This window comes from Variovorax glucosi, assembly GCF_051216695.1.
Classification (GTDB): domain Bacteria; phylum Pseudomonadota; class Gammaproteobacteria; order Burkholderiales; family Burkholderiaceae_C; genus Variovorax.
The window spans coordinates 98862-119733 of sequence record NZ_JBPJZE010000004.1 but is presented as its reverse complement, the minus strand read 5'-3'; the positions used below and the strand labels follow the sequence as shown (position 1 = coordinate 119733).

Sequence of the window (20872 nt, the reverse complement as noted above, 5' to 3'; positions counted from 1 at the left end):
CATAGAAAAACGGTTACCAAATGAAGGAATGTCGTCTTCAAATTAGCTGATAGCTTTCAACGACAAATTGTTAGTTACATAAGCCGGCTGGCAGCACTTGAGGCCGTCGCGCGGTACGGTGACGGCATGCAGAATTGCCTTTGGACATGCGCTTGGAGATCTGACGGCGACGGTCCCGGACAAGAGTTGCTGCGTGATCACTACACGCAATCTCCCAAGTTGCTAGTGGAGCCGAACTCGGCAGAATCGCGGGTCGCGAGGGATGCGCAACCCAAGGAAAGTTGGCTTGCTGTCAACATCAGCGTGCCTCTCCCCAATTCGCCGAAGTAATTTCCCCAACCTGTATCAGTGGCGGTGCTTGATCGGAGGTTGGTGCAGCGGCATCTTTCGCAGCTGACTTGCGTCGCGTTCGGGTCTCCGAGGAGTTGTGGTCTTGCTGCGCATCGCGGTTGCCCAGATGCGTGGGCTGTACGTTCGCGTGCTGGCGCAGGCGATATGAATTTCCGTCGACCAGAGGCACCACCGCATGATGTAGTGGCCGATCCGGCAACGAGATAGCGACTGCTGAGTGGCGGTGAATGTCAGTCCGTTTGCCGAAGCCGCATTTGTTGTTCATGAGCATTGCGCAACGCTCGTCGCAGGCGTTGACATGCCTGAAGAAGAGACCCTTCAATCCAGGCCGATGGGCAGAAAGCCGATGTCATCTGCGATGAGGACGCTGTGGCGGGCCAAGTAGCGCACCCGCTCGCTCAGGCCCTTTGCGATCGGCACGCCGCATCAACTCCATCATCTGAACGCGTTGATGGCGAGCCACTATGTGCAGATCGGCCGGCGGCAGCATCCGATTCCTGTTCACGCTCGGCTCGAAGCAGAAGTCCTAGCCACGCGGTGCACTGACGATTAGCAGCCGCGCCGGCCGAAACGCGATCTTGATGCGTCGACGCTCGCCCATCAGCGATTCGATCGTCTCCAGCGCGCCGCCTATTCGACCCGATCAGGTACCTACTGATGCGCTCGGTGGAGTCGTCGCTCATCACGCTACTTAGGTCGCGGCAGGTGTGGCGGTACTTGACACAGCGCCGAGCCGCTCGCCATCAGTCGATGAACGTCGCGCATGCGCAAGCAGTTGATTGATTGTCTGCACCGCTACAACGCGCTAGTGGTTTTATCAGTCATGCTGTGAAGTCCAGACGTAGCGGCTTTGATCAAGCACGACGGCGGAGCGCCAAGCGCGATGCTGCATGCCGGGATCCCAGTGAACTCGACCATCAAATGCGCGAAGTCGACCTGAATCTGCCTGCTGGCGGGCATCTCGAGGCGCATCTCAAAGTCGCCATCACTGATGGTCTGGCCGCGCACACTAAGTCGTTGAGTTGGGTAGCGCCACCTGCTTAGCTAGGCTCAAGCAGTTCACGATGAGGTCACTCGCTGCAATTTTGTATCAAGCAATTTTCGATAGGAGAGCACCACTAAGGGCTTATCAGTACAAGTCAGCTATTGGTCAGACAATAAGATCGACGGTTTGGACTCGGAAGCTCTCATGAAAAAACTGTTCACATTGGCGACGTTCGCCGTTGCTACCACCGTCGTCGCCGTGGCTCACGGTCAAGACTTTCCAGGAAAAGACAAGGTCATCACTATCGTTGTGCCGTTTGCAGCCGGTGGTCCCACCGACCGTGTGGCGCGCGATGTAGCCGAAGCGATGCGCAAGCCGCTCGGTGGGATCAGCATCGTTATCGACAATGCTGCAGGGGCCGGAAGTACGATCGGCAACGCCAAGGTTGCACGTGCACGAAACGATGGATACACACTCCTCCTGACGCACGTCGGCATGGCAACGACGCCCGTCCTGTACCGTAAGCTGCCTTATAACTATGAAACCGACTTCGAGTATCTAGGCATGATCAACGATGTGCCGATGACTCTAATTGGAAAGCCGCAACTCGAGTCAAATAACTTCAAAGATCTTCGCGAATGGGTAGGAAAAAACGGCGCCAAGGTCAACCTTGGTAACGCCGGCATCGGCTCGGCGTCTCACCTGTGCGGCCTGCTTTTTCAAAGTGAAATGAAGGTCGAGATGACTACTGTGCCCTACAAGGGCACTGCGCCGGCGATCGCGGATCTTTTGGGTGGTCAGATTGATCTGCTTTGCGATCAGACAACGAACACCACAAGCCAGATTGAGGCCAAAAAGGTCAAGCCATACGCTGTAACGACGCTTAAACGGCTCACCACGCCGGCACTGAAAGATATTCCTACTTTGGACGAATCAGGAATGAAGAACTTTCAGGTCACGATTTGGCACGGTTTGTATGCCCCAAAGGGGACACCTCCGGCCATCCTGAAGACCATCAACGACGCACTCAAAGTTGCTCTCAAGGATCCTGAATTTATAAAGAAGGAAGAGGGCCTTGGGGCTGTCGTTGTAACGGATCGACGCGTTGAACCGGCTGAGCACAAGAAATTCGTTCAAGCCGAGGTCGCAAGGTTTGGCCCGGTTATCAAGGCGGCCGGCGTCTACGCCGATTAATGCAAACTTGACCAACGCGAGTTGGTCATCAAGGCATCACTTGAGACACCGAGTGCTCTATCACACACTTCAAACGCCCCAGACGACATCTCGATCTTCGGCCAACGAGCGTTTCAGCATATCGAGAAGCGGCGCAGCACGCTGATGCAGACCAACGTGCTCTCGCTCAGCAACTTCATCATGACCTTCAGATGCAAGTGAATCGTGATTGTGACGATGTTGATCTGCTTCTCGGTGTACAGCAGCTTCAAGTGCCGAGACAGCAGCCGGAATTTGGTCTACGGTAAAAATGCCTTTCGGACTTGGCGCTTTGCCAACGATGTCAAGCAGCTGTCGAGCGTTAGGCTCGAGCATCAACACGTCTGCAGCGGCCTGGGATTTGAATCGGTAAAGCATGTTTTGTGTCCTGGTTGATATTTCTTACGATGGTACGTAAGCTCGTATTGAGCGTCACCGGATCGGTGTTCGTCAAGATCGATAGACGGTGCGACGTTCTTACGTGTCGGTCCAACTTCACTTGAAGCTTTTTTTAAACCACTTCCAGCGTTGTTGAACTGCAGCATCGGACCCGTCAGACTCAACCGACAAGATTCGTGCGCAGGCAGGACAACAGCTCCCTTAGCCCTGGCCAGCCGGCCAGAGGTAACAAGAACAAACGAATTAGGAAAATATAGTCCGAACGAAAAAAAAGACCAAAGAAAAAGGGCCCTGTAAAAACAGGGCCCTCAATTTGGTTGCGCGAGCAAGATTTGAACTTGCGACCTTTGGGTTATGAGCCCAACGAGCTACCAGGCTGCTCCATCGCGCGGTAAGATTGAATTATATACTACTTATTCAGCGTTGGCTTGTTCTTCGCCAACTTCTTCAGTGATTTCAGGGCGGTCGACTAGCTCGACCAAAGCCATTGGCGCATTGTCGCCGACGCGGAAACCCATCTTGAGGATACGCGTGTAGCCGCCGGGCCGTGCCTGATACCGCGGGCCGAGTTCACCAAAAAGCTTGACGACGCTGTCGCGGCTGCGAAGGCGGTCGAAAGCAAGACGCTTGTTTGCCAGAGTCGGCTTCTTGGCCAGAGTGATCATCGGTTCGATGACGCGGCGAAGTTCCTTTGCTTTTGGAACGGTGGTCTTGATGACTTCATGCTCGATGAGCGAGTTCATCATGTTCTGCAGCATCGCAAGGCGGTGCGAGCTAGTGCGATTGAGTTTACGAAGTCCGTGTCCGTGACGCATGGTGCTTTCCTTTACTTTTTTAAAACAGGCAGCCGTGTCAGGTACTGCCCGGTGCACTGCAACCCAATCGGGTCGCTATCAAAAAAATCAACGCTTATCGAGACCGGCCGGCGGCCAGCTTTCAAGCTTCATACCCAAGGTCAGTCCGCGCGAAGCGAGCACTTCCTTGATTTCGTTGAGTGACTTGCGACCCAGGTTTGGGGTCTTGAGCAACTCATTTTCGGTGCGCTGGATGAGGTCACCGATATAGTAAATGTTCTCAGCCTTCAAGCAATTCGCCGAACGAACCGTGAGTTCCAGCTCGTCAACCGGACGCAGCAGGATCGGATCGAATTGCTGAGCACTGCGCGGTGCCGGTGCATCGAACGCAGCAAGTTCGCCACCTTCGAGCTGCGCAAACACGGCGAGTTGTTCCACCAGAATCTTGGCCGATGCGCGCACTGCATCTTCAGCAGTAATCGCGCCGTTCGTCTCAATCTCGATCAGGAGCTTGTCCAAGTCAGTGCGCTGCTCGACACGAGCGCTTTCGACGGTGTAGCTAACGCGCTTGACCGGTGAAAACGACGCATCGAGAACAATACGCCCGATCGACTTTGTCGGCTCGTCAGCATAACGGCGCATCGTGCCAGGCACATAACCGCGGCCTTTTTCGACCTTGATCTGCATGTCCAGCTTGCCACCTTGCGACAAGTGCGCAATCACGTGGTCCGGATTGATGATCTCGACGTCGTGCGGCGTCTGAATGTCCGAAGCCAAGACTGGACCTTCGCCGTCTTTACGCAGGCTCAAAGTGACTTCATCACGATTATGAAGCTTGAACACCACGCCCTTCAGATTCAACAGAATGTTGACGACATCTTCCTGAACGCCGTCGATGGACGAGTACTCATGGAGCACGCCGGCGATTGTGACTTCGGTGGCGGAATAACCAACCATCGACGAAAGCAGCACGCGACGCAGCGCGTTGCCGAGCGTATGGCCGTAGCCGCGCTCGAAAGGTTCAAGCGTAACCTTGGCCTTGTTTGCGGCGAGTTGCTCGACCTGGATGGTCTTAGGTTTCAGCAGGGTGGTTTGCATGCAGACTTCCTCTCAATACCCCCGGTTCGTTACACCGGTAAGGCTGGTGAAGCGCCCAACGCGCGCACAACGCGCGCCAGGAACGGAACAACAAAAACAACACGCGCCGACCGGCGCGTATGGAAAATCAACGCGAATACAGTTCGACGATCAGCGATTCGTTGATGTCGGCTGCGAATTCATCGCGATCTGGGACCTTCTTGAAGGTGCCTTCGCCCTTGTCGGCATTGACGTCTACCCAAGCAGGCAGACCGACTTGTTGGGCGAGTTGGAGTGCTTCGACAATACGGTTCTGCTTCTTCGACTTTTCACGAACAGCAATTACATCGCCAGTCTTGACCAAATACGACGGAATGTTCACCGACTGACCATTCACGGTGATCGCCTTGTGCGAAACCAGCTGACGTGCTTCGGCGCGCGTCGAACCGAAGCCCATGCGGAACACGACATTGTCCAGACGCGATTCCAACAGGAACAACAGGTTCGCACCGGTGTTGCCACGGCGACGATCGGCCTCTTCGAAATATCGGCGAAACTGCTTCTCAAGCACGCCGTACATGCGTTTGACCTTCTGTTTTTCGCGCAACTGCAGACCGTAGTCAGAAGTACGTTGACCGGAAGTGCGGCCATGCTGACCTGGCTTCGAATCGAACTTCGCCTTATCCTGGATAGAACGACGAGCGCTCTTCAGAAACAGGTCGGTGCCTTCACGGCGGGAAAGTTTGGCCTTGGGGCCGAGGTAGCGTGCCACGTGAGCGTCCTTTGTGTCATCTGCCGCAATATTTCACTGCGGGAGCCATCGGCGGCGTGCCAATGGCGGGTGGGCTTGTTTTTGAGAAAAACAAAAGGCGCAGCTGCGATTGAGCAACTGCGCTAGGCGAACTAGCGATTATCGCAGGAACGCCCGATCTGGAAAAATCAGATCCGGCGACGCTTTTGAGGGCGGCAACCGTTATGCGGTACTGGCGTCACGTCGGCAATGGAATTGATCCGAATGCCGAGTGCGGCCAGGGCACGCACTGACGACTCGCGACCCGGGCCTGGGCCCTTGATCTCGACGTCGAGGTTCTTGATACCTTGTTCGACAGCAGCACGACCAGCAACCTCGGAAGCGACCTGAGCGGCAAAAGGCGTCGACTTACGCGAACCCTTGAAACCCTGGCCACCCGATGACGCCCACGACAGCGCATTGCCCTGACGGTCCGTGATCGTGATGATCGTATTGTTGAACGAGGCATGCACGTGAGCGATACCGTCCGCAACGTTCTTGCGAACCTTCTTGCGAACGCGCTGTGCGGCGTTATTGGCAGGAGCTTTAGCCATGCTGTTTCAATCCTTATTTCTTCAGGGACTGCGCGGCTTTGCGCGGACCCTTGCGGGTGCGTGCATTGGTGCGCGTGCGCTGACCGCGCATCGGGAGACCGCGACGATGGCGGAAACCACGGTAGCAGCCGATGTCCATCAAACGCTTGATGTTCATCGTGGTCTCGCGGCGCAGATCGCCTTCGATGGTGAAGAGAGCGATCTGGTCGCGGATCTTTTCGAGATCGGCGTCAGTCAGATCTTTGATCTTCTTCGAATATTCGATACCGCTCGCTTCGCAGATTTGACGGGCGCGGGTGCGACCGATTCCGAAAATGGCTGTCAGGCCAATCTCAGCGTGCTTGTGCGGCGGAATGTTAATGCCAGCAATACGTGCCATGTGCGTCCTCTAATACTCTCAATCAACCCTGGCGCTGTTTGTGGCGCGGGTCGGTGCAAATCACACGCACCACACCTTTACGGCGGATGACCTTGCAATTACGGCAGATGGTTTTGACCGAAGCCGAAACTCTCATTTCATTCTCCTAAAACTGTTTAACGTGGCGTTCAACCGCCCGAACTCAATACTGCAAACCAGCGCTACGATGTCTTGAAGTTAGCCTTCTTCAACAGCGATTCATACTGCTGAGACATCATGTAGTTCTGTACCTGTGCCATGAAGTCCATCGTGACAACCACAATGATCAACAAGGAGGTGCCGCCAAAATAGAACGGCACGTTGTACTTCAGAATCAGGAACTCGGGCAGCAGGCAAACGAAGGTAATGTAGATCGCACCCGCCAGCGTCAGCCGAACCAATATCTTGTCGATGTATCGGGCTGTCTGATCACCAGGACGAATCCCAGGAATGAAAGCACCGCTCTTCTTGAGGTTGTCAGCAGTTTCTTTGCTATTGAACACGAGTGCCGTGTAGAAAAAGCAGAAGAAAATGATCGCCGCAGCGTAGAGCATCACATAGATCGGCTGACCCGGAGTCAGTGCACCTGCGATGTCCTTGATCCAGCGCATGCTCTCGCCAGTGCTGAACCAACCTACGACTGTCGCAGGAAGCAAAATGATCGACGAGGCGAAGATGGGAGGAATCACACCTGCCATATTCAGCTTCAGGGGGAGATGCGACGATTGACCGCCGTACACCTTGTTGCCCACCTGACGCCTCGCATAATTGACCAGTATCTTCCGCTGACCTCGCTCGACGAATACGACGAAGTAAGTCACCAAAACAACCACCGCGACAACGAACATTGCAACTAGCACGTTCATCGCACCTGTACGTACCAGCTCAAGCAGTCCGCCGATCGCATTGGGCAAGCCCGCTGCGATGCCTGAGAAGATAAGGATCGAAATTCCGTTGCCCAAGCCACGCTCTGTAATCTGCTCGCCAAGCCACATCAGGAACATCGAACCGGCTGTCAGGCTGATCATCGCAGTGATCCGGAAGCCGAAGCCCGGTGCAGTCACAAGACCTGCAGACGATTCCAGTGCCACAGCGATGCTGAAAGACTGGAACATTGCCAGTCCTAACGTGCCGTAACGCGTGTACTGCGTGATTTTCCGTCGACCGGCCTCGCCTTCCTTTTTCAACTGCTCGAAAGTCGGGATGACATAGGTCATCAACTGCATGATGATCGAAGCCGAGATGTACGGCATGATTCCCAACGCGAACACGGTGAAACGCGAAAGCGCTCCGCCCGAGAACATGTTGAACAAGCTCAGAATGCCGCCCTGCTGCCCCTGGAAAAGCTGCGCAAGCTGGTCCGGGTTGATGCCGGGCACAGGAATGTGCGCGCCGATCCGGTACACCACGAGCGCGAGCAGCAAAAAGACGAGCCGACGACGGAGATCGCCGAACTTGCCTGTTTTTGCGAGCGTTGCCGCTTTAGTTGCCACGGAGGTTGTCTTTCAGACAGGTCTTTAGGCGATGCTGCCGCCGGCAGCTTCGATCACGGCCTTTGCGCCAGCAGTCGCACCGATACCGATCAGCTTCACAGCTTTGGTCAGCTCGCCAGTCTTGATGATCTTTACCACCTTGGCGATCTGTCCGACGAGCCCAGCCTGCTTGAGCGCCAACAGGTCGACTTCGGCCAAGCCGAGATTTTCCAGCGCCGTCAGCGTAACTTCAGCGTTGTACTTGAGCGTCTGCGACTTGAAGCCACGCTTCGGCAGACGACGCTGCAAAGGCATTTGACCGCCTTCGAAGCCCACCTTGTGGAAACCGCCCGAACGCGACTTCTGACCTTTGTGACCACGGCCTGCAGTCTTGCCAAGGCCGGAGCCGATACCACGACCGACGCGGCGCTTCGCGTGCTTGGCGCCTGCGGCCGGCTTGATGCCATTGAGTTCCATATCAGTCTCTCTTACAGAACTTTGACCAGATAACTGATCTTGTTGATCATGCCGCGCACCGCTGGGGTGTCCTGCAGCTCGCTCACGCTGTTGATTTTGCGAAGACCCAGGCCGCGGACGGTCGCGCGATGCGACTCCTTGGTACCGATCGGGCTCTTCACCAACTGCACCTTGAGGTTTTGTTGTGTCGTCATTTGATTGCTTCCGTTCAGGCGAAGATTTCTTCGACCGTCAGGCCGCGCTTTGCAGCAACTTCCGAGGCGGTGGTTGAATTCTTGAGGCCGTCCAGCGTGGCGCGAACCATGTTGTATGGATTCGACGAACCATGGCTCTTCGCCACGATGTCGGTGATGCCCATCACTTCGAACACGGCACGCATCGGACCGCCGGCGATGATGCCGGTACCCTTCGGCGCCGGGATCATGACCACCGAAGCAGCACCATGATGGCCGGTCACGCGATGATGCAACGTGCCGTTCTTAATGGAAATCTTGGCCAGGTTGCGACGGGCTTCTTCCATCGCCTTCTGGACAGCGGCGGGCACCTCTTTCGACTTGCCCTTGCCCATGCCGACGCGGCCATCGCCGTCACCGACCACGGTCAGTGCTGCGAAACCGAGGATACGACCACCCTTCACCACCTTGGTGACGCGGTTGATCGCGATCATCTTCTCGCGCAGACCGTCTTCTGGGCCTTCGCTCTGCGTTCTTGCCTGAATCTTTGCCATTTTGAATCTCGTGTCCGGTTAGAACTGCAGGCCTGCTTCGCGTGCCGCCTCGGCCAGCGCCTTGACGCGACCGTGGTATGCGAAACCTGCGCGGTCGAAAGCGACCTTCTCGACGCCAGCGGCCTTGGCCTTCTCGGCGATGCGCTTGCCCACTGCGGTAGCGGCGGCAGCGTTGCCGCCCTTGCCCGAACCGCCGAGGGATGTACGCAATTCGGCTTCCGCCGTCGATGCAGTTGCGATCACCTTGGTGCCGTCGTCGGAGATGACGGTGGCATAGATGTGCAGATTGGTACGATTCACCGTGAGACGGGCCACGCCCTGCGTCGCGATGCGGATACGGGTCTGACGCGAGCGGCGCAGACGCTGTGCTTTTTTGGTCAACGTTGTCATGGCTGCCCTTATTTCTTCTTGGTCTCTTTGATCACGATCTTTTCGTCCGAATAACGGATGCCCTTGCCCTTGTAAGGCTCAGGCGGACGAACAGCACGGATCTCCGCGGCGATCTGGCCGACGCGTTGGCGATCGGCACCCTTGATCACGACTTCCGTCGCGGTCGGCGTCGTCACCGTGATGCCCTGGGGCATGTCGATGTTGACCGGGTGGGAGTAACCCACTTGCAGGTTCAGCTTGGCACCCTGTGCAGCAGCTTTGTAGCCGACGCCGACGAGGTTGAGCTTCTTCTCGAAACCCTTCGTCACACCGACCACCATGTTGTTGACCAACTGACGAATCGTGCCGCTCATTGCATTCGCTTCACGCGAATCGTTGGCGGGCTCGAAACTCAGCTTGCCGTCGTTGCTAACGACCTTCACCAGCGCATTGCGTGCGAGGTTGAGCGTGCCGCCCGTACCCTTGACGCTGATCTGGTGATCCTGGACCGACACGTCGACACCCGCTGGGATGGCGACCGGCATTTTTCCTACTCGGGACATTTCAGTTTCTCCTCGATGTCTCGTTTAGGCGACGTAGCACAGAACTTCGCCACCGACACCGGTCGCGCGGGCCTTGCGATCGGTCATCACGCCTTGCGGGGTGGTGACGATGGCAACACCGAGTCCGTTCTGGACTTGCGGAATGGTCGTGCTCGACTTGTAGACGCGCAGACCAGGGCGGCTCACGCGCTCGATACGCTCGATGACAGGGCGACCGGCGTAATACTTCAAGGCAATGACGAGCTCGGACTTGCCGGACTCGGTCTTCACCTGAAAGCCGTCGATGTAGCCTTCGTCTTTCAGCACCTGTGCAATCGCGACCTTCACCTTGGAAGACGGGATCGACACAGTGGGCTTTGCCACCATTTGCGCGTTACGGATACGCGTCAAAAGGTCGGCGATAGGATCACTCATGCTCATGTTGTTTGCTCCTGCCTGGCTTACCAGCTGGCCTTGGTGACACCTGGGATGTCGCCATTGAAAGCCAGTTCGCGGATCTTGGCGCGGGCCAGACCGAATTGACGGAACGTGCCGCGCGGACGACCAGTGATAGCGCAGCGGTTGCGCTGGCGCGTCGGGTTTGCATTGCGCGGCAGCTTCTGCAGGCCGAGGCGTGCAGCAGCACGCTCTTCGTCGGACTTGCTCATGTCGCTGGAAGTCGCCTTAAGCTCGGCATGCTTGGCTGCGTACTTGGCAACCAGCTTGTCGCGCTTGAGTTCGCGTTGGATCAAAGATTGTTTAGCCATGTGCGCCTCAGTTCTTGAACGGGAAACGGAAACCAGCGAGAAGCGCCTTGGCTTCTTCATCGGTCTTGGCCGTCGTCGTGATGCTGATGTTGAGACCGCGCAGGGCATCGACCTTGTCGTATTCGATCTCGGGGAAAATGATCTGCTCTTTCACACCGATGTTGTAGTTGCCACGACCATCGAACGCACGGCCGGAAATGCCGCGGAAGTCACGAACGCGCGGCAGAGCCACGGTCACGAAACGGTCCAGGAACTCATACATCTGCACGCCGCGCAGCGTGACCATGCAGCCGATCGGCTGCATTTCGCGGATCTTGAAACCCGCGATGGCCTTCTTCGACTTGGTGACGACCGGCTTTTGACCAGCGATCTTCGTGAGGTCGCCGACAGCATTGTCGAGAACCTTCTTGTCGGCAACCGCTTCACCCACACCCATGTTGAGCGTGATCTTGGTGATGCGTGGAACCTGCATCGGCGACTTGTAGCCGAACTTTTCGGTCAGGTCTTTCGCGATCTTTTCGCGGTAGATTTGTTGGAGACGTGCCATCTGAATGCTCCTTAGGCGATCTTGATTTCGTCGCCGCTGGACTTGAAAACGCGCACGCGCTTACCGTCCGTAATCTTGATGCCAACGCGATCGGCCTTGCCGGTCGCAGCATTGAAGATCGCCACGTTGGATTGATGGATGGGCATGGTCTTCTCGACGATGCCACCGGTCGTGCCCTTGAGCGGATTCGGCTTGGTGTGCTTCTTGACGGTGTTGATGCCGTCGACGATCACATGCGAATCGTCCTTGCGCAACGAAACCGTGCCGCGCTTACCTTTGTCGCGTCCGGTCAGTACGATGACCTGGTCGCCCTTGCGAATCTTGTTCATGTCGTATGTCCTTACAGAACTTCAGGTGCCAGCGAAACGATCTTCATGAACTTCTCGGTGCGCAGTTCGCGCGTGACCGGTCCGAAGATGCGCGTGCCGATGGGCTCGAGCTTGGCGTTGAGGAGCACTGCGGCATTGCCGTCGAACTTCACGAGCGAGCCGTCTGCGCGACGGATGCCCTTTGCGGTGCGAACGACCACTGCGCTATAGATCTCGCCTTTCTTGACGCGACCACGCGGAGCGGCTTCCTTGATGCTGACCTTGATGACGTCGCCCACGCTGGCATAACGCCGCTTGGAGCCACCGAGCACCTTGATACACAGGACGGATTTAGCGCCTGTGTTGTCGGCTACTTCGAGCCTGGATTCAGTTTGGATCATTTTGATTAGTTCCCAACTTGTACCGAATCTGCCTCGCCGTTGTGGCAAGACATGATCGCGGTCAGTCTTGGGCCCGTCGTCCGCACCCCAAACCACTTGGAGCGCTTCCGCTGGGCAGAAGCTTCGCCGTTTTGTAGCGAAGCCTGCGATTGTTGCACATGCGTTTTGGCGTGTCAACACACTTGATCGGAACCATCTTTGTAGAGGATTGAAAAAGCGACAATACGACGATGCCGATCCAAGACACCTCTGCCGAATCCTCGCTTCCTCCGATTGCCTTCATCGGGGGCGGCAACATGGCCAGCGCCATTCTCGGCGGGCTGATTCGCGAGGGATTGCCGGCTGCCGCAGTGGAAGTCGTCGAACCTCATGAAGAGGCGCGTCTGCGCCTGGCCCGGGACTTCGGCATCACGGCGCAACCCGAAGCGGGGATAGCGCTTGCGCGTTGCGCGCTGGTCGTCTGGGCGGTCAAGCCGCAGACCTTCGCCGATGCCGCCGTGCCGGTGCGTCAGTGGACCGGCGACAGTCTGCATGTGAGCGTCGCTGCGGGAATCCCGTCTGACAGCATCGCGCGCTGGCTCGGGACGGAAAACGTGGTGCGCGCCATGCCCAACACGCCGGCGTTGATCGGCAAGGGCACAACCGGAATGTTCGCGCGAACCGACGTCACGGACGAGGGTCGGAGCCTGGTCGAACGCCTGTTGTCGCCGACCGGCGAACTGCTTTGGGTGGACTCGGAAAGTGCCCTGGACGCCGTCACGGCCATGTCGGGCTCCGGCCCCGCGTATATCTTCTATTTCATCGAAGCGATGATCGAGGCAGGTGCCGAGATGGGCCTGAGCGCTACGCAGGCGCGACAACTGGCCATCGGAACCTTCACCGGCGCTTCTGCGTTGGCTGAGGCGGCGAGCGAGCCGCCCTCCGTGCTGCGCGAGCGGGTGACTTCCAAGGGCGGCACCACGCATGCGGCTTTGACGTCCATGGAGTCGGACCAGATCAAAGCGAAATTCAAGGTGGCGATTCGTGCCGCGGAACAGCGCGCCCGTGAGCTGGCGATCGAATTCGGCCGCGCCTGAACGAACCGCAAGCGCACGACTCAGCGTATCGCTTGCCCGGCTTTGATGGCATAGCCGGCGACTATTCCGGCGAATACGGCGATGCCGATCCAGTGGTTGAGGCGGAAAGCCTTGAAGCAACCGTCGCGGGTGCGGTCGCGAATCAGTTTCCAATGCCACAGCGCCTGGATAACGGCGGCTCCCATGCCGAGCAGGAAGACAAGGCCGAGTCCTGCCCTCAAACCCGCGACACCCCAGATGCACACGAACGCCGCATAGCAAAGCATCACGATGCCGACATCGGCGCGTCCGAAGGTGATGGCCGATGTCTTCATGCCAATCTTGAGATCGTCATCGCGATCGACCATCGCGTATTCGGTGTCGTAGGCCAGCACCCATGCGAGGTTGCCGACGAGCAGTGCCCAGGCCAATGGCGGGACGCGAGAAAGCATTTCGCCCGCACCCACATCCGGACCGCCGACGGCGCAGAAAGCCATCGGAATGCCGATCGAGAACGCGATTCCCAGAACTGCCTGCGGGACCGAAACGAAACGCTTCGCGAACGGATAGGCCAGCGTCACTGCCAACCCTACGACCGACCAGGCGATCACCGCCGCGTTGGTCGTCAATGCCAGACCGAACGCGGCGAGCGCAAGCAGCCCGCCGAAACCAAGTGCCTGCCTGACCGAAATCGCTCCGCTCGTCACCGGCCGTCGTGCCGTGCGTTTGACATGCCGATCGAAATCGCGATCCGCGACATCGTTGACGCAACAACCCGCGCTGCGCATCAGGATCGTGCCGAACACGAACACCACCAGCAGATGCCATCCCGGCCACCCACCCGCCGCGAACCATAGAGCCCCGAGCGTCGGCCAGAGCAGCAACAGCCACCCGGCAGGCCGATTCCAGCGGATCAGGTCCAGATACAGCGCCACGCGACCACCGGCCATCATCGACACGAAGTGCGCAAGCCTGGGGCGAGCCTAGTCCTCGAGGAGCGAGCGCAGCATCCAGGCGGTCTGGTCGTGCACCGTGCAGCGCGCAGTGAGCATGTCGGCGGTCGGGGCGTCGCTGGCTTCTTCGGCGACCGGAATGAACTCGCGCGAGATGCGCGAGACGGTTTCATGCCCCTTGACCAGGATGCGGACCATCTCCATCGCCTTGGGTGGCGTCTGCGGAACGTCGGGCACCGTCGCGATCTTGCTGAATTCGGCGTACGAACCTGGCGCGTAATGGCCCAGCGCGCGGATGCGTTCGGCGATGACGTCGGTGGCGCCCCACAGTTCGGTGTACTGGTCCATGAACATCGCATGCAGCGAGTTGAAATGCGGGCCGGTCACGTTCCAGTGGAAATTGTGGGTCGTGAGGTACAGCGTGTACGTATCGGCCAGCACGCGGCTCAGGCCTTCGGCAATGGCGGCACGATCCTGGCGCTCGATGCCGATGTTGATGATCGGTGCGTTGCGGCTGCCCGATTCCTGCGCGACTTGTGCATCGCCCTTGGTCGGAACCTTGCCTTCGCCGGACGACGACATCGGCGGAACGGGTTTGGTCTTCTTCAGGGATTTGCTGGGTTCTTTTGCCATGACGACGGATCCTTCGGTTTGAAACAACATGAACGACTCTAGCGCAGCCCTCGTGGGAAACCACGTCAGCCGGGTGCGCGAAAAACACATCAAGACAGTCGCTTGACGCCCGGCAATTCGCAACCATAGATCGCATTGCGCAATGCCGCAATCGCCTCGTAGCGCGTGAAACTGCGCCGCCAGGCCAGCACCACGCGTCGCATGGGCGGTTCGCGGCCTTCCCCGTCGTGGATCGGCAGGTAACGAACCAGCTGCTCCGGCTCCTTGCGGCTTTTCCCCTTCGGACTGAGCCCATCCGCGGGCACCGACAGGCGCGGTACCAACGTCACGCCCATGCCCGAGGCCACCATGTGCTTGATGGTCTCCAGCGAAGAGCCTTCGAAACTCTTGCGGATGCCTTCCGCGTTGCTGGAGAAGCGCGCGAATTCCGGACACACCTCGAGCACGTGATCCCGAAAGCAGTGGCCGGTGCCGAGCAGCAGCATGGTCTCGCTCTTGAGCTCGTCGGACGTGATCGATTGGCGAGCGGCCAGCGGATGGCTCACCGGCACGACCGCGACGAAGGGCTCATCGTACAAAGGGGCGATCGCCAGGCCGGTGTCTGGAAAAGGCTCGGCCATGATGGCGCAGTCGACCTCGCCGGCACGCAGCATCTCCAGCAACTTGGCGGTGAAGTTTTCCTGCAGCATCAGAGGCATTTGCGGCGTACGCGCGATGTTCTGGCGCACCAGGTCGGGCAGCAGATAGGGCCCGATCGTGTAGATGATCCCGAGATTGAGAGGACCGGCCAGCGGATCTTTTCCGCGCTTGGCAATTTCCTTGATGCTCGCGGCCTGATCGAGAACGCTCTGCGCCTGCTGCACGATCTGCTCGCCGAGCGGCGTCACCGTGACTTCGCCGGCGCTGCGCTCGAAAAGCTTAACCTCGAGCTCGTCTTCCAGCTTCTTGATGGCCACCGACAATGTGGGTTGAGACACGTAGCAGGCATCTGCCGCCTTGCCGAAATGCCGCTCCCGAGCGACTGCGACGATGTATTTGAGTTCGGTGAGGGTCATGCGCGACCTGATTATGCGTAAGCGCCACCACACTCTTACAAATATTCACCGCCGACCTTCAAGTTGTCGGGCTGTACGCCTTCATTTACGTCTTCATCTACGCCTTCAGGTATTCGGCCTTGGTGCCGAGCCAGCGATCGACATGCTTTTGCGCCATCGCCGGATGCTCGTCGAGCATCTGCGGCGCCAGTTCCCGGGCCCAGTCGAGCAGCAGCGCATCCGTTTCGAGATCGGCGAATCGCAGCAGCGGCGCCCCGGATTGCTTGGCACCCAGAAATTCGCCGGGGCCGCGAATTTCGAGATCGCGCCGCGCGATCTCGAAGCCGTCGCCCGTCTCCGCCATCGCCTTCAGCCGGGCACGCGCCGTCTCGCCGACGCGGCCGCCTTCGTTCGGCGCATAGAGAAGCACGCAGGCCGACGCCGCAGCGCCGCGCCCGACGCGCCCGCGCAGCTGGTGCAGCTGCGACAGCCCGAAGCGCTCCGCATGCTCGATCACCATCAGCGAGGCATTCGGCACGTCGACGCCGACCTCGATCACGGTCGTGCTCACCAGCACCTGCACTTCGTTGGCCGTGAACTGCGCCATCACCGCCTGCTTCTCGGCTGTCGGCATGCGCGAGTGCAGCAGCCCGACCTGAACGTCGTCGCCCAGCACGCCGGCGAGTTCATCGCGCGTTTCGGTGGCGTTGCGCAGATCGACCGCCTCGCTCTCCTCGATCAGCGGACACACCCAATACACCTGCCGGCCCTGCGCGAGCTGCGACTGGATGCGGTCGATGACCTCGTCGCGGCGGTGCTCGGCGACCAGCTTGGTCACGATGGGCGTGCGTCCCGGCGGCAACTCGTCGAGCGTGGAGACGTCGAGGTCGGCGTAGTAGCTCATCGCCAGCGTTCGCGGGATCGGGGTCGCGCTCATCATCAGCATGTGCGGTTCGCGTGCGGCGCCCGAACCGTCGCCGACCGCCTTGCCGCGCAAAGCCAGCCGCTGCGCCACGCCGAAGCGGTGCTGCTCGTCGATGATGGCCAGCGCCAATCGCTTGAAGCGCACTTTCTCCGAAATGACTGCGTGCGTGCCGATCACCAGCGCGGCTTCTCCGCTTTCCACGGCAGCCGACATCTCGTCTCGCGCCTTCTTCTTCTGGCTGCCGGTGAGCCAGGCGACGCGCAAGCCGCGCGCGGCGAGCAGCGGATCGAGCCAGCCGACCAGCTTGCTGAAATGCTGTGCGGCAAGGATCTCGGTCGGTGCCATCAGGGCGCACTGGAAACCGGCGTCGATGCAGCGCGCAGCGGCCAGTGCAGCCACGACCGTCTTGCCGGAACCGACATCGCCCTGCAGCAACCGGTGCATCGGCAGGTCGCGCGCGAGGTCGTGCGTGATTTCCTGGCCGACGCGCTGCTGCGCGCCGGTCAGCCCGAACGGCAGCACCGCCAGCAGCTGCGCATGCAACGACGTCGCGGCGGCGGACGGTTTCAAGGCGGGTGCGCGCAATTCGGCACGCGCGCGACGCGCCTGGAGCTGCGACAACTGCTGCGCCAGCAGCTCTTCCGCCTTGAGCCGTTGCCATGCCGGATGGCTGCGGTCCTCGAGTGCTGCCATCGACACGTCGGGCGTCGGATAGTGCAGGAACTGGAGCGCCTGGCGCAGCGTCCAGGCGCCGCGCAGGTCCTCCGGTTCGGGCACGGTTTCTTCAAGCGGCGCACGCGCCAGCCCGGACCGCACCTCGCGCCGCAACTGCGGCTGCGCGAGCCCGGCGATGGTCGAATAGACCGGCGTCAGCGCTTCAGGCAACGAAGTGCCGGCCGCCTTCACGGTCGGATGCATCATCTGCCGCCCGATGAAGCCGCCGCGGACCTCGCCGCGCAGCCGCACGCGTTTGCCGACTTCCAGCTGCTTCTGCTGCGACGGGTAGAAGTTGAAGAAGCGCAACTGGCAGGTGTCGCTTCCGTCATCCACATCCACCACGAGCTGGCGGCGCGGGCGATAGGAAACCTCGCACGTCGTCACGACAGCTTCGATCTGCGCCAGTTCGCCGTCGCGCACGTCGGCCAAGCGGACGACGCGGGTTTCGTCCTCGTAGCGCATCGGCAGGTAGAGCGCGAAGTCGATGTCGCGTACCAGCCCGAGCTTGCGCAAGGCGCGCTGGGCCAGGCTCGGGCCGGTGCCGGGCGGTTTCGGCGGCGCAGCAGCCGGTGCGGCTGGCACGGCGGGTTCGGGTTCGGCGGGCTGGGTCAGCACAGATCCTTCAACGCGCCCTTGGCATCGGGAAACTCGAAGCGAAAGCCGGTCTGCAGGAGATGCGCCGGCGCGACGCGCTGACCTTCGAGCAACAGATCGGACTGTTCGCCCAGCGCCAGCCGCACCGGCCATCCGGGCGTCGGCAGCAGGCAGGGCCGATGCAGCACCTCCGCAGCGGTGCGCGCGAAGGCCTCCTGCGTCAGCGCTCCGGGCGCAGTGAAGTTGTAGACCTGGGCCTGCGTCGGCGACGGCGAGCCCGGCGTCAGTGCCACTGCCCAGACATGCGCCATCGCGCGCAATACGTCGCGCTCATGGATCCAGGACAGCACCTGCCTGCCGCCACCCATCGGCCCGCCGAGCCCCAGGCGCACCGGCAGCAGCAGTTTCGGCAGCGAGCCGCCGCCGCGTCCGAACACGACGCCGAAGCGCATGCAGACCACGCGCACGCCGTGGCGGGTGGCCGCGTCGGCGGAGGCCTCCCAGCGGCGGCAGAGTTCGGACATGAATTCGGGCTTCGGCGGACTGGCTTCGGTCAGCGCCTGCGGATCGTCCTGCCGCTGCACGCCGTAATAGCCGATGGCCGATCCGGACAGCAGCAGCGCCGGTTTTGTGGCCAGAGAGCCGACCCAGTCGACCAGCGTGTTCGTCGTGCCCTCGCGGCTGCGCAGCAATGCGGCCTGGCGCGCGGCGGTCCAGCGCGGTCCGAAGATCGGTGCGCCGGCCAGATTGATGACGACATCGACGGTTGGCGTCGCCGGCAGATCTTCCAGTCGGCCGACGCACTGCACGCCGGCGCCGAGCTTGTGTGCGGCTGATTTCGGATCGCGCGCCCACACGCTGACCGTGTGACCGTCCGCTCGCAGCGCGCGCACCAGTTGCCGGCCGATGAATCCGGTCGCGCCGGTGACCAGCACATGCTTTGAAACGGCGCCGAAGTGCAGGGAATGAATACCGGTCGATTTGCTCATGACCCGATTCTGACGCGCACCCGATCAATGCCGCGTCGGACGCATGGGAGAATCCGCGCCCGCTTCCGGCCTTCAAGCACCATGCGCGCCTTCACGCTCTCCGATTTCGATTTCGACCTGCCGCCCGAACTGGTGGCGCAGCATCCCGCCGCCGAGCGCACGTCCTCGCGTCTGCTCGACGGAACCGTTGACGCGCATGCCGCTCCGGTCGACCGCATCTTCCGCGACCTGCCCGACCTGCTCCGCAGCGGCGACCTGCTGGTCTTCAACGACACCCGCGTCGTCAAGGCGAGGCTCTTCGGCGAGAAGCCGACCGGCGGCAAGCTCGAACTGCTGGTCGAGCGGGTGTTGCAAGGCCAGGAGGTCGTCGCGCACATGAAGGTCAGCAAGAAACCGCCGGTCGGCACCGTGCTGCGCATGATCGGCGGCTTCACCGCCACGCTGCTCGGCCGCTGGCCCGAAGAAGACGGCGCCCTCTTCCGCTTCGCCTTCCAGAGCCGCGGCGGCGAAGACCCGTACGCGCTGATGGCCCGCTGCGGCCATGTTCCGCTGCCCCCCTATATAGAACACACCGATTCGGCCGACGACGAAAGCCGCTACCAGACGGTTTTCGCGCGCGTTCCCGGTGCCGTTGCCGCACCGACCGCTGCACTGCATTTCGACGAAGGCCTGCTGGCGCAGCTCGAAGCGCGCGGCGTGCAGCGCGCCAGCGTGACGCTGCATGTCGGCGCCGGCACCTTCCAGCCGGTGAAAACGGAAAACATTGCCGAGCACACCATGCATGCCGAGCGCTACGAAGTGCCGGAAGCGACCCAGCGCGCTATCGCCGACTGCAAGGCGCGCGGGGGGCGGGTGGTCGCGGTCGGTACGACGACTGTACGCACGCTCGAGTCTTGGGCGAAGAGCGGCGAGGCGTCGGGCGACACGCGCATCTTCATCACGCCGGGATTCGAGTTCGCGCATGTCGATCTGCTGGTGACCAACTTCCACCTGCCGAAGAGCACGCTGATGATGCTGGTGAGCGCGCTGGCGGGCTATGAGCGGGTGATGGCGCTGTATGCGCATGCGATCGCGAACCGCTACCGGTTCTTCAGTTACGGCGATGCGATGCTGTTGAAGATCGCACCCGTCGATGGCATCGATAAGAAAACCGTGCAACGGTAGAATGATCGATATGAAGACCAATATCGTCACTGTGTCGCCCAAATACCAGGTAGTCATACCGATGGAGTTGCGCGAGCGGTTGAACATCCGCCCCGGCAGCAAGATGACGATGCTGGAAATCAACGGTCAGGTGCGGCTGCTTCCGCTGTTGCCGCCGGAAGCCTACCGTGGCATCGCCAAGGGCCTGAAGGACACCGATATCCCCGACGAGCCCGATCGTTTCTGATGCCGATATCCCGAAAGCGTCCGGTCGCCTCGGACACGGCGGCCCTGGTGCTCGACTCGTCGTGCTGGCTCGAATTCTTCATGGACACGCCACGTGCCGACGCCTTTGCAAATCCGATCCTCGCACCCGAGGCATTGATCGTGCCGGTTTTGACGATCTACGAAGTCTTCAAGAAGATGTCGCGCGAAGTCGGCCAGGAAGTCGCCAGCTACGCGGTCGGACTGATGCGACGTGGACAGGTCATCGACATCGACTTGCAGCTGTGCCTCGATGCAGCCGGCAACGGCCTCCCATTCGCAGACAGCCTCATCTATGCGACTGCGCAGAGCCGGAGCGCCATTCTGTGGACCCAGGACGCGCATTTCGACGGCCTCCCCGGCGTCAAATACTTCCCTAAATCCTGAAGCCGCCGC

At 60.1% G+C, this 20872-nt stretch carries 28 protein-coding genes and 1 tRNA gene; 5 read left to right on the top strand and 24 right to left on the bottom strand.

What is annotated here, in order from left to right:
* The first annotated feature begins 1540 nt into the window (after nt 1–1540).
* Entirely contained in the window at nt 1541–2530 is a 990-nt protein-coding gene (locus ACSFA3_RS19020) for a tripartite tricarboxylate transporter substrate-binding protein (protein WP_435507062.1), read from the top strand.
* A 69-nt stretch (nt 2531–2599) separates the two neighbouring features.
* Here the strand turns inward: ACSFA3_RS19020 and ACSFA3_RS19015 are convergent, their stop codons facing one another.
* The 19 genes from ACSFA3_RS19015 to rplN all read right to left on the bottom strand — a co-directional run bounded on the left by ACSFA3_RS19015 (nt 2600) and on the right by rplN (nt 12169).
* Nucleotides 2600–2926 (bottom strand): DUF1840 domain-containing protein, encoded by a 327-nt coding sequence (locus tag ACSFA3_RS19015; protein ID WP_435507061.1) that lies wholly within the window; start codon nt 2924–2926, stop codon nt 2600–2602.
* Nucleotides 2927–3261: 335 nt separating this feature from the next.
* Nucleotides 3262–3338 (bottom strand) — tRNA-Met (locus ACSFA3_RS19010).
* A gap of 22 nt (nt 3339–3360) precedes the next feature.
* Entirely contained in the window at nt 3361–3762 is a 402-nt protein-coding gene (gene rplQ / locus ACSFA3_RS19005) for a 50S ribosomal protein L17 (RefSeq protein ID WP_435507060.1), read from the bottom strand.
* An 87-nt stretch (nt 3763–3849) separates the two neighbouring features.
* Complete coding sequence (locus tag ACSFA3_RS19000) at nt 3850–4839, bottom strand: DNA-directed RNA polymerase subunit alpha (RefSeq protein WP_262073266.1); 990 nt, start codon at nt 4837–4839, stop codon at nt 3850–3852.
* 127 nt (nt 4840–4966) lie between these two features.
* Complete coding sequence (rpsD, locus tag ACSFA3_RS18995; RefSeq protein WP_435507059.1) at nt 4967–5590, bottom strand: 30S ribosomal protein S4; 624 nt, start codon at nt 5588–5590, stop codon at nt 4967–4969.
* A 167-nt stretch (nt 5591–5757) separates the two neighbouring features.
* A complete protein-coding gene (rpsK, locus tag ACSFA3_RS18990; RefSeq protein WP_009124825.1) occupies nt 5758–6162 on the bottom strand; it encodes a 30S ribosomal protein S11 in 405 nt (134 codons plus the stop codon).
* A 13-nt stretch (nt 6163–6175) separates the two neighbouring features.
* Nucleotides 6176–6541: a 30S ribosomal protein S13 gene (gene rpsM / locus ACSFA3_RS18985; RefSeq protein ID WP_013544105.1), complete on the bottom strand. Its 366-nt coding sequence runs from the start codon at nt 6539–6541 to the stop codon at nt 6176–6178.
* 22 nt (nt 6542–6563) lie between these two features.
* Entirely contained in the window at nt 6564–6677 is a 114-nt protein-coding gene (rpmJ, locus tag ACSFA3_RS18980) for a 50S ribosomal protein L36 (protein ID WP_013544106.1), read from the bottom strand.
* Between the two features lie 64 nt (nt 6678–6741).
* Complete coding sequence (gene secY / locus ACSFA3_RS18975; RefSeq protein WP_435507058.1) at nt 6742–8052, bottom strand: preprotein translocase subunit SecY; 1311 nt, start codon at nt 8050–8052, stop codon at nt 6742–6744.
* A gap of 24 nt (nt 8053–8076) precedes the next feature.
* Nucleotides 8077–8508 carry a 50S ribosomal protein L15 gene (rplO, locus tag ACSFA3_RS18970; RefSeq protein ID WP_435507057.1) on the bottom strand — a complete coding sequence of 144 codons (432 nt, stop codon included), beginning with the start codon at nt 8506–8508 and terminating at the stop codon, nt 8077–8079.
* An 11-nt stretch (nt 8509–8519) separates the two neighbouring features.
* Nucleotides 8520–8702 (bottom strand): 50S ribosomal protein L30, encoded by a 183-nt coding sequence (rpmD, locus tag ACSFA3_RS18965; RefSeq protein WP_296313119.1) that lies wholly within the window; start codon nt 8700–8702, stop codon nt 8520–8522.
* A 14-nt stretch (nt 8703–8716) separates the two neighbouring features.
* Nucleotides 8717–9235, bottom strand: a complete 519-nt coding sequence (gene rpsE / locus ACSFA3_RS18960) for a 30S ribosomal protein S5 (protein ID WP_435507056.1) — start codon at nt 9233–9235, stop codon at nt 8717–8719.
* Between the two features lie 18 nt (nt 9236–9253).
* Complete coding sequence (gene rplR, locus ACSFA3_RS18955; protein ID WP_429599063.1) at nt 9254–9625, bottom strand: 50S ribosomal protein L18; 372 nt, start codon at nt 9623–9625, stop codon at nt 9254–9256.
* An 8-nt stretch (nt 9626–9633) separates the two neighbouring features.
* The gene (gene rplF, locus ACSFA3_RS18950; protein WP_435507055.1) at nt 9634–10167 is read right to left on the bottom strand and encodes a 50S ribosomal protein L6; all 534 of its coding nucleotides are present in this window, start codon (nt 10165–10167) and stop codon (nt 9634–9636) included.
* A 24-nt stretch (nt 10168–10191) separates the two neighbouring features.
* The gene (rpsH, locus tag ACSFA3_RS18945) at nt 10192–10587 is read right to left on the bottom strand and encodes a 30S ribosomal protein S8 (protein WP_435507054.1); all 396 of its coding nucleotides are present in this window, start codon (nt 10585–10587) and stop codon (nt 10192–10194) included.
* Between the two features lie 20 nt (nt 10588–10607).
* The gene (gene rpsN, locus ACSFA3_RS18940; RefSeq protein WP_435507053.1) at nt 10608–10913 is read right to left on the bottom strand and encodes a 30S ribosomal protein S14; all 306 of its coding nucleotides are present in this window, start codon (nt 10911–10913) and stop codon (nt 10608–10610) included.
* Between the two features lie 7 nt (nt 10914–10920).
* Nucleotides 10921–11460: a 50S ribosomal protein L5 gene (rplE, locus tag ACSFA3_RS18935; protein ID WP_435507052.1), complete on the bottom strand. Its 540-nt coding sequence runs from the start codon at nt 11458–11460 to the stop codon at nt 10921–10923.
* A gap of 11 nt (nt 11461–11471) precedes the next feature.
* Nucleotides 11472–11789 (bottom strand): 50S ribosomal protein L24, encoded by a 318-nt coding sequence (rplX, locus tag ACSFA3_RS18930; protein WP_435507051.1) that lies wholly within the window; start codon nt 11787–11789, stop codon nt 11472–11474.
* A gap of 11 nt (nt 11790–11800) precedes the next feature.
* Entirely contained in the window at nt 11801–12169 is a 369-nt protein-coding gene (gene rplN / locus ACSFA3_RS18925) for a 50S ribosomal protein L14 (protein ID WP_009124801.1), read from the bottom strand.
* A 230-nt stretch (nt 12170–12399) separates the two neighbouring features.
* Between rplN and proC the strand changes: the two genes are divergently transcribed.
* Nucleotides 12400–13245, top strand: coding sequence for a pyrroline-5-carboxylate reductase (gene proC / locus ACSFA3_RS18920; RefSeq protein WP_435507050.1), 846 nt, complete (start codon nt 12400–12402; stop codon nt 13243–13245).
* A 20-nt stretch (nt 13246–13265) separates the two neighbouring features.
* Here the strand turns inward: proC and ubiA are convergent, their stop codons facing one another.
* The 5 genes from ubiA to ACSFA3_RS18895 all read right to left on the bottom strand — a co-directional run bounded on the left by ubiA (nt 13266) and on the right by ACSFA3_RS18895 (nt 19069).
* Entirely contained in the window at nt 13266–14174 is a 909-nt protein-coding gene (ubiA, locus tag ACSFA3_RS18915; protein ID WP_435507385.1) for a 4-hydroxybenzoate octaprenyltransferase, read from the bottom strand.
* A 33-nt stretch (nt 14175–14207) separates the two neighbouring features.
* A complete protein-coding gene (locus ACSFA3_RS18910; RefSeq protein ID WP_435507049.1) occupies nt 14208–14810 on the bottom strand; it encodes a Dps family protein in 603 nt (200 codons plus the stop codon).
* An 89-nt stretch (nt 14811–14899) separates the two neighbouring features.
* The gene (locus tag ACSFA3_RS18905) at nt 14900–15865 is read right to left on the bottom strand and encodes a LysR substrate-binding domain-containing protein (protein ID WP_435507048.1); all 966 of its coding nucleotides are present in this window, start codon (nt 15863–15865) and stop codon (nt 14900–14902) included.
* 97 nt (nt 15866–15962) lie between these two features.
* On the bottom strand, nt 15963–18101 hold the full coding sequence (gene recG / locus ACSFA3_RS18900) for an ATP-dependent DNA helicase RecG (RefSeq protein WP_435507047.1): 2139 nt from the start codon (nt 18099–18101) through the stop codon (nt 15963–15965).
* On the bottom strand, nt 18095–19069 hold the full coding sequence (locus ACSFA3_RS18895; protein WP_435507046.1) for a TIGR01777 family oxidoreductase: 975 nt from the start codon (nt 19067–19069) through the stop codon (nt 18095–18097). Before ACSFA3_RS18895 ends, recG begins: the two co-directional genes overlap by 7 nt.
* 81 nt (nt 19070–19150) lie before the next feature.
* Here ACSFA3_RS18895 and queA point away from each other — a divergent pair, with 81 nt between their 5' ends.
* From queA to ACSFA3_RS18880, 3 genes are read left to right on the top strand one after another with little or no spacing between them, the layout of a single operon-like run.
* Complete coding sequence (gene queA, locus ACSFA3_RS18890; protein WP_435507045.1) at nt 19151–20233, top strand: tRNA preQ1(34) S-adenosylmethionine ribosyltransferase-isomerase QueA; 1083 nt, start codon at nt 19151–19153, stop codon at nt 20231–20233.
* Between the two features lie 10 nt (nt 20234–20243).
* Nucleotides 20244–20459 (top strand): AbrB/MazE/SpoVT family DNA-binding domain-containing protein, encoded by a 216-nt coding sequence (locus ACSFA3_RS18885; RefSeq protein ID WP_435507044.1) that lies wholly within the window; start codon nt 20244–20246, stop codon nt 20457–20459.
* A complete protein-coding gene (locus ACSFA3_RS18880) occupies nt 20459–20863 on the top strand; it encodes a type II toxin-antitoxin system VapC family toxin (RefSeq protein ID WP_435507043.1) in 405 nt (134 codons plus the stop codon). Before ACSFA3_RS18885 ends, ACSFA3_RS18880 begins: the two co-directional genes overlap by 1 nt.
* Nucleotides 20864–20872: the final 9 nt, after the last annotated feature.

Bases quoted from the DNA above. Each gene is read 5' to 3' on its own strand.
- ACSFA3_RS19020 (WP_435507062.1), top strand. From the start codon at position 1,541: ATGAAAAAACTGTTCACATTGGCGACGTTCGCCGTTGCTACCACCGTC.
- ACSFA3_RS19015 (WP_435507061.1), bottom strand. From the start codon at position 2,926: ATGCTTTACCGATTCAAATCCCAGGCCGCTGCAGACGTGTTGATGCTC.
- rplQ (WP_435507060.1), bottom strand. From the start codon at position 3,762: ATGCGTCACGGACACGGACTTCGTAAACTCAATCGCACTAGCTCGCAC.
- ACSFA3_RS19000 (WP_262073266.1), bottom strand. From the start codon at position 4,839: ATGCAAACCACCCTGCTGAAACCTAAGACCATCCAGGTCGAGCAACTC.
- rpsK (WP_009124825.1), bottom strand. From the start codon at position 6,162: ATGGCTAAAGCTCCTGCCAATAACGCCGCACAGCGCGTTCGCAAGAAG.
- rpsM (WP_013544105.1), bottom strand. From the start codon at position 6,541: ATGGCACGTATTGCTGGCATTAACATTCCGCCGCACAAGCACGCTGAG.
- rpmJ (WP_013544106.1), bottom strand. From the start codon at position 6,677: ATGAGAGTTTCGGCTTCGGTCAAAACCATCTGCCGTAATTGCAAGGTC.
- rplO (WP_435507057.1), bottom strand. From the start codon at position 8,508: ATGGAACTCAATGGCATCAAGCCGGCCGCAGGCGCCAAGCACGCGAAG.
- rpmD (WP_296313119.1), bottom strand. From the start codon at position 8,702: ATGACGACACAACAAAACCTCAAGGTGCAGTTGGTGAAGAGCCCGATC.
- rpsE (WP_435507056.1), bottom strand. From the start codon at position 9,235: ATGGCAAAGATTCAGGCAAGAACGCAGAGCGAAGGCCCAGAAGACGGT.
- rplR (WP_429599063.1), bottom strand. From the start codon at position 9,625: ATGACAACGTTGACCAAAAAAGCACAGCGTCTGCGCCGCTCGCGTCAG.
- rplF (WP_435507055.1), bottom strand. From the start codon at position 10,167: ATGTCCCGAGTAGGAAAAATGCCGGTCGCCATCCCAGCGGGTGTCGAC.
- rpsH (WP_435507054.1), bottom strand. From the start codon at position 10,587: ATGAGCATGAGTGATCCTATCGCCGACCTTTTGACGCGTATCCGTAAC.
- rpsN (WP_435507053.1), bottom strand. From the start codon at position 10,913: ATGGCTAAACAATCTTTGATCCAACGCGAACTCAAGCGCGACAAGCTG.
- rplE (WP_435507052.1), bottom strand. From the start codon at position 11,460: ATGGCACGTCTCCAACAAATCTACCGCGAAAAGATCGCGAAAGACCTG.
- rplX (WP_435507051.1), bottom strand. From the start codon at position 11,789: ATGAACAAGATTCGCAAGGGCGACCAGGTCATCGTACTGACCGGACGC.
- rplN (WP_009124801.1), bottom strand. From the start codon at position 12,169: ATGATCCAAACTGAATCCAGGCTCGAAGTAGCCGACAACACAGGCGCT.
- proC (WP_435507050.1), top strand. From the start codon at position 12,400: ATGCCGATCCAAGACACCTCTGCCGAATCCTCGCTTCCTCCGATTGCC.
- ubiA (WP_435507385.1), bottom strand. From the start codon at position 14,174: ATGGCCGGTGGTCGCGTGGCGCTGTATCTGGACCTGATCCGCTGGAAT.
- ACSFA3_RS18910 (WP_435507049.1), bottom strand. From the start codon at position 14,810: ATGGCAAAAGAACCCAGCAAATCCCTGAAGAAGACCAAACCCGTTCCG.
- ACSFA3_RS18905 (WP_435507048.1), bottom strand. From the start codon at position 15,865: ATGACCCTCACCGAACTCAAATACATCGTCGCAGTCGCTCGGGAGCGG.
- ACSFA3_RS18895 (WP_435507046.1), bottom strand. From the start codon at position 19,069: ATGAGCAAATCGACCGGTATTCATTCCCTGCACTTCGGCGCCGTTTCA.
- queA (WP_435507045.1), top strand. From the start codon at position 19,151: ATGCGCGCCTTCACGCTCTCCGATTTCGATTTCGACCTGCCGCCCGAA.
- ACSFA3_RS18885 (WP_435507044.1), top strand. From the start codon at position 20,244: ATGAAGACCAATATCGTCACTGTGTCGCCCAAATACCAGGTAGTCATA.
- ACSFA3_RS18880 (WP_435507043.1), top strand. From the start codon at position 20,459: ATGCCGATATCCCGAAAGCGTCCGGTCGCCTCGGACACGGCGGCCCTG.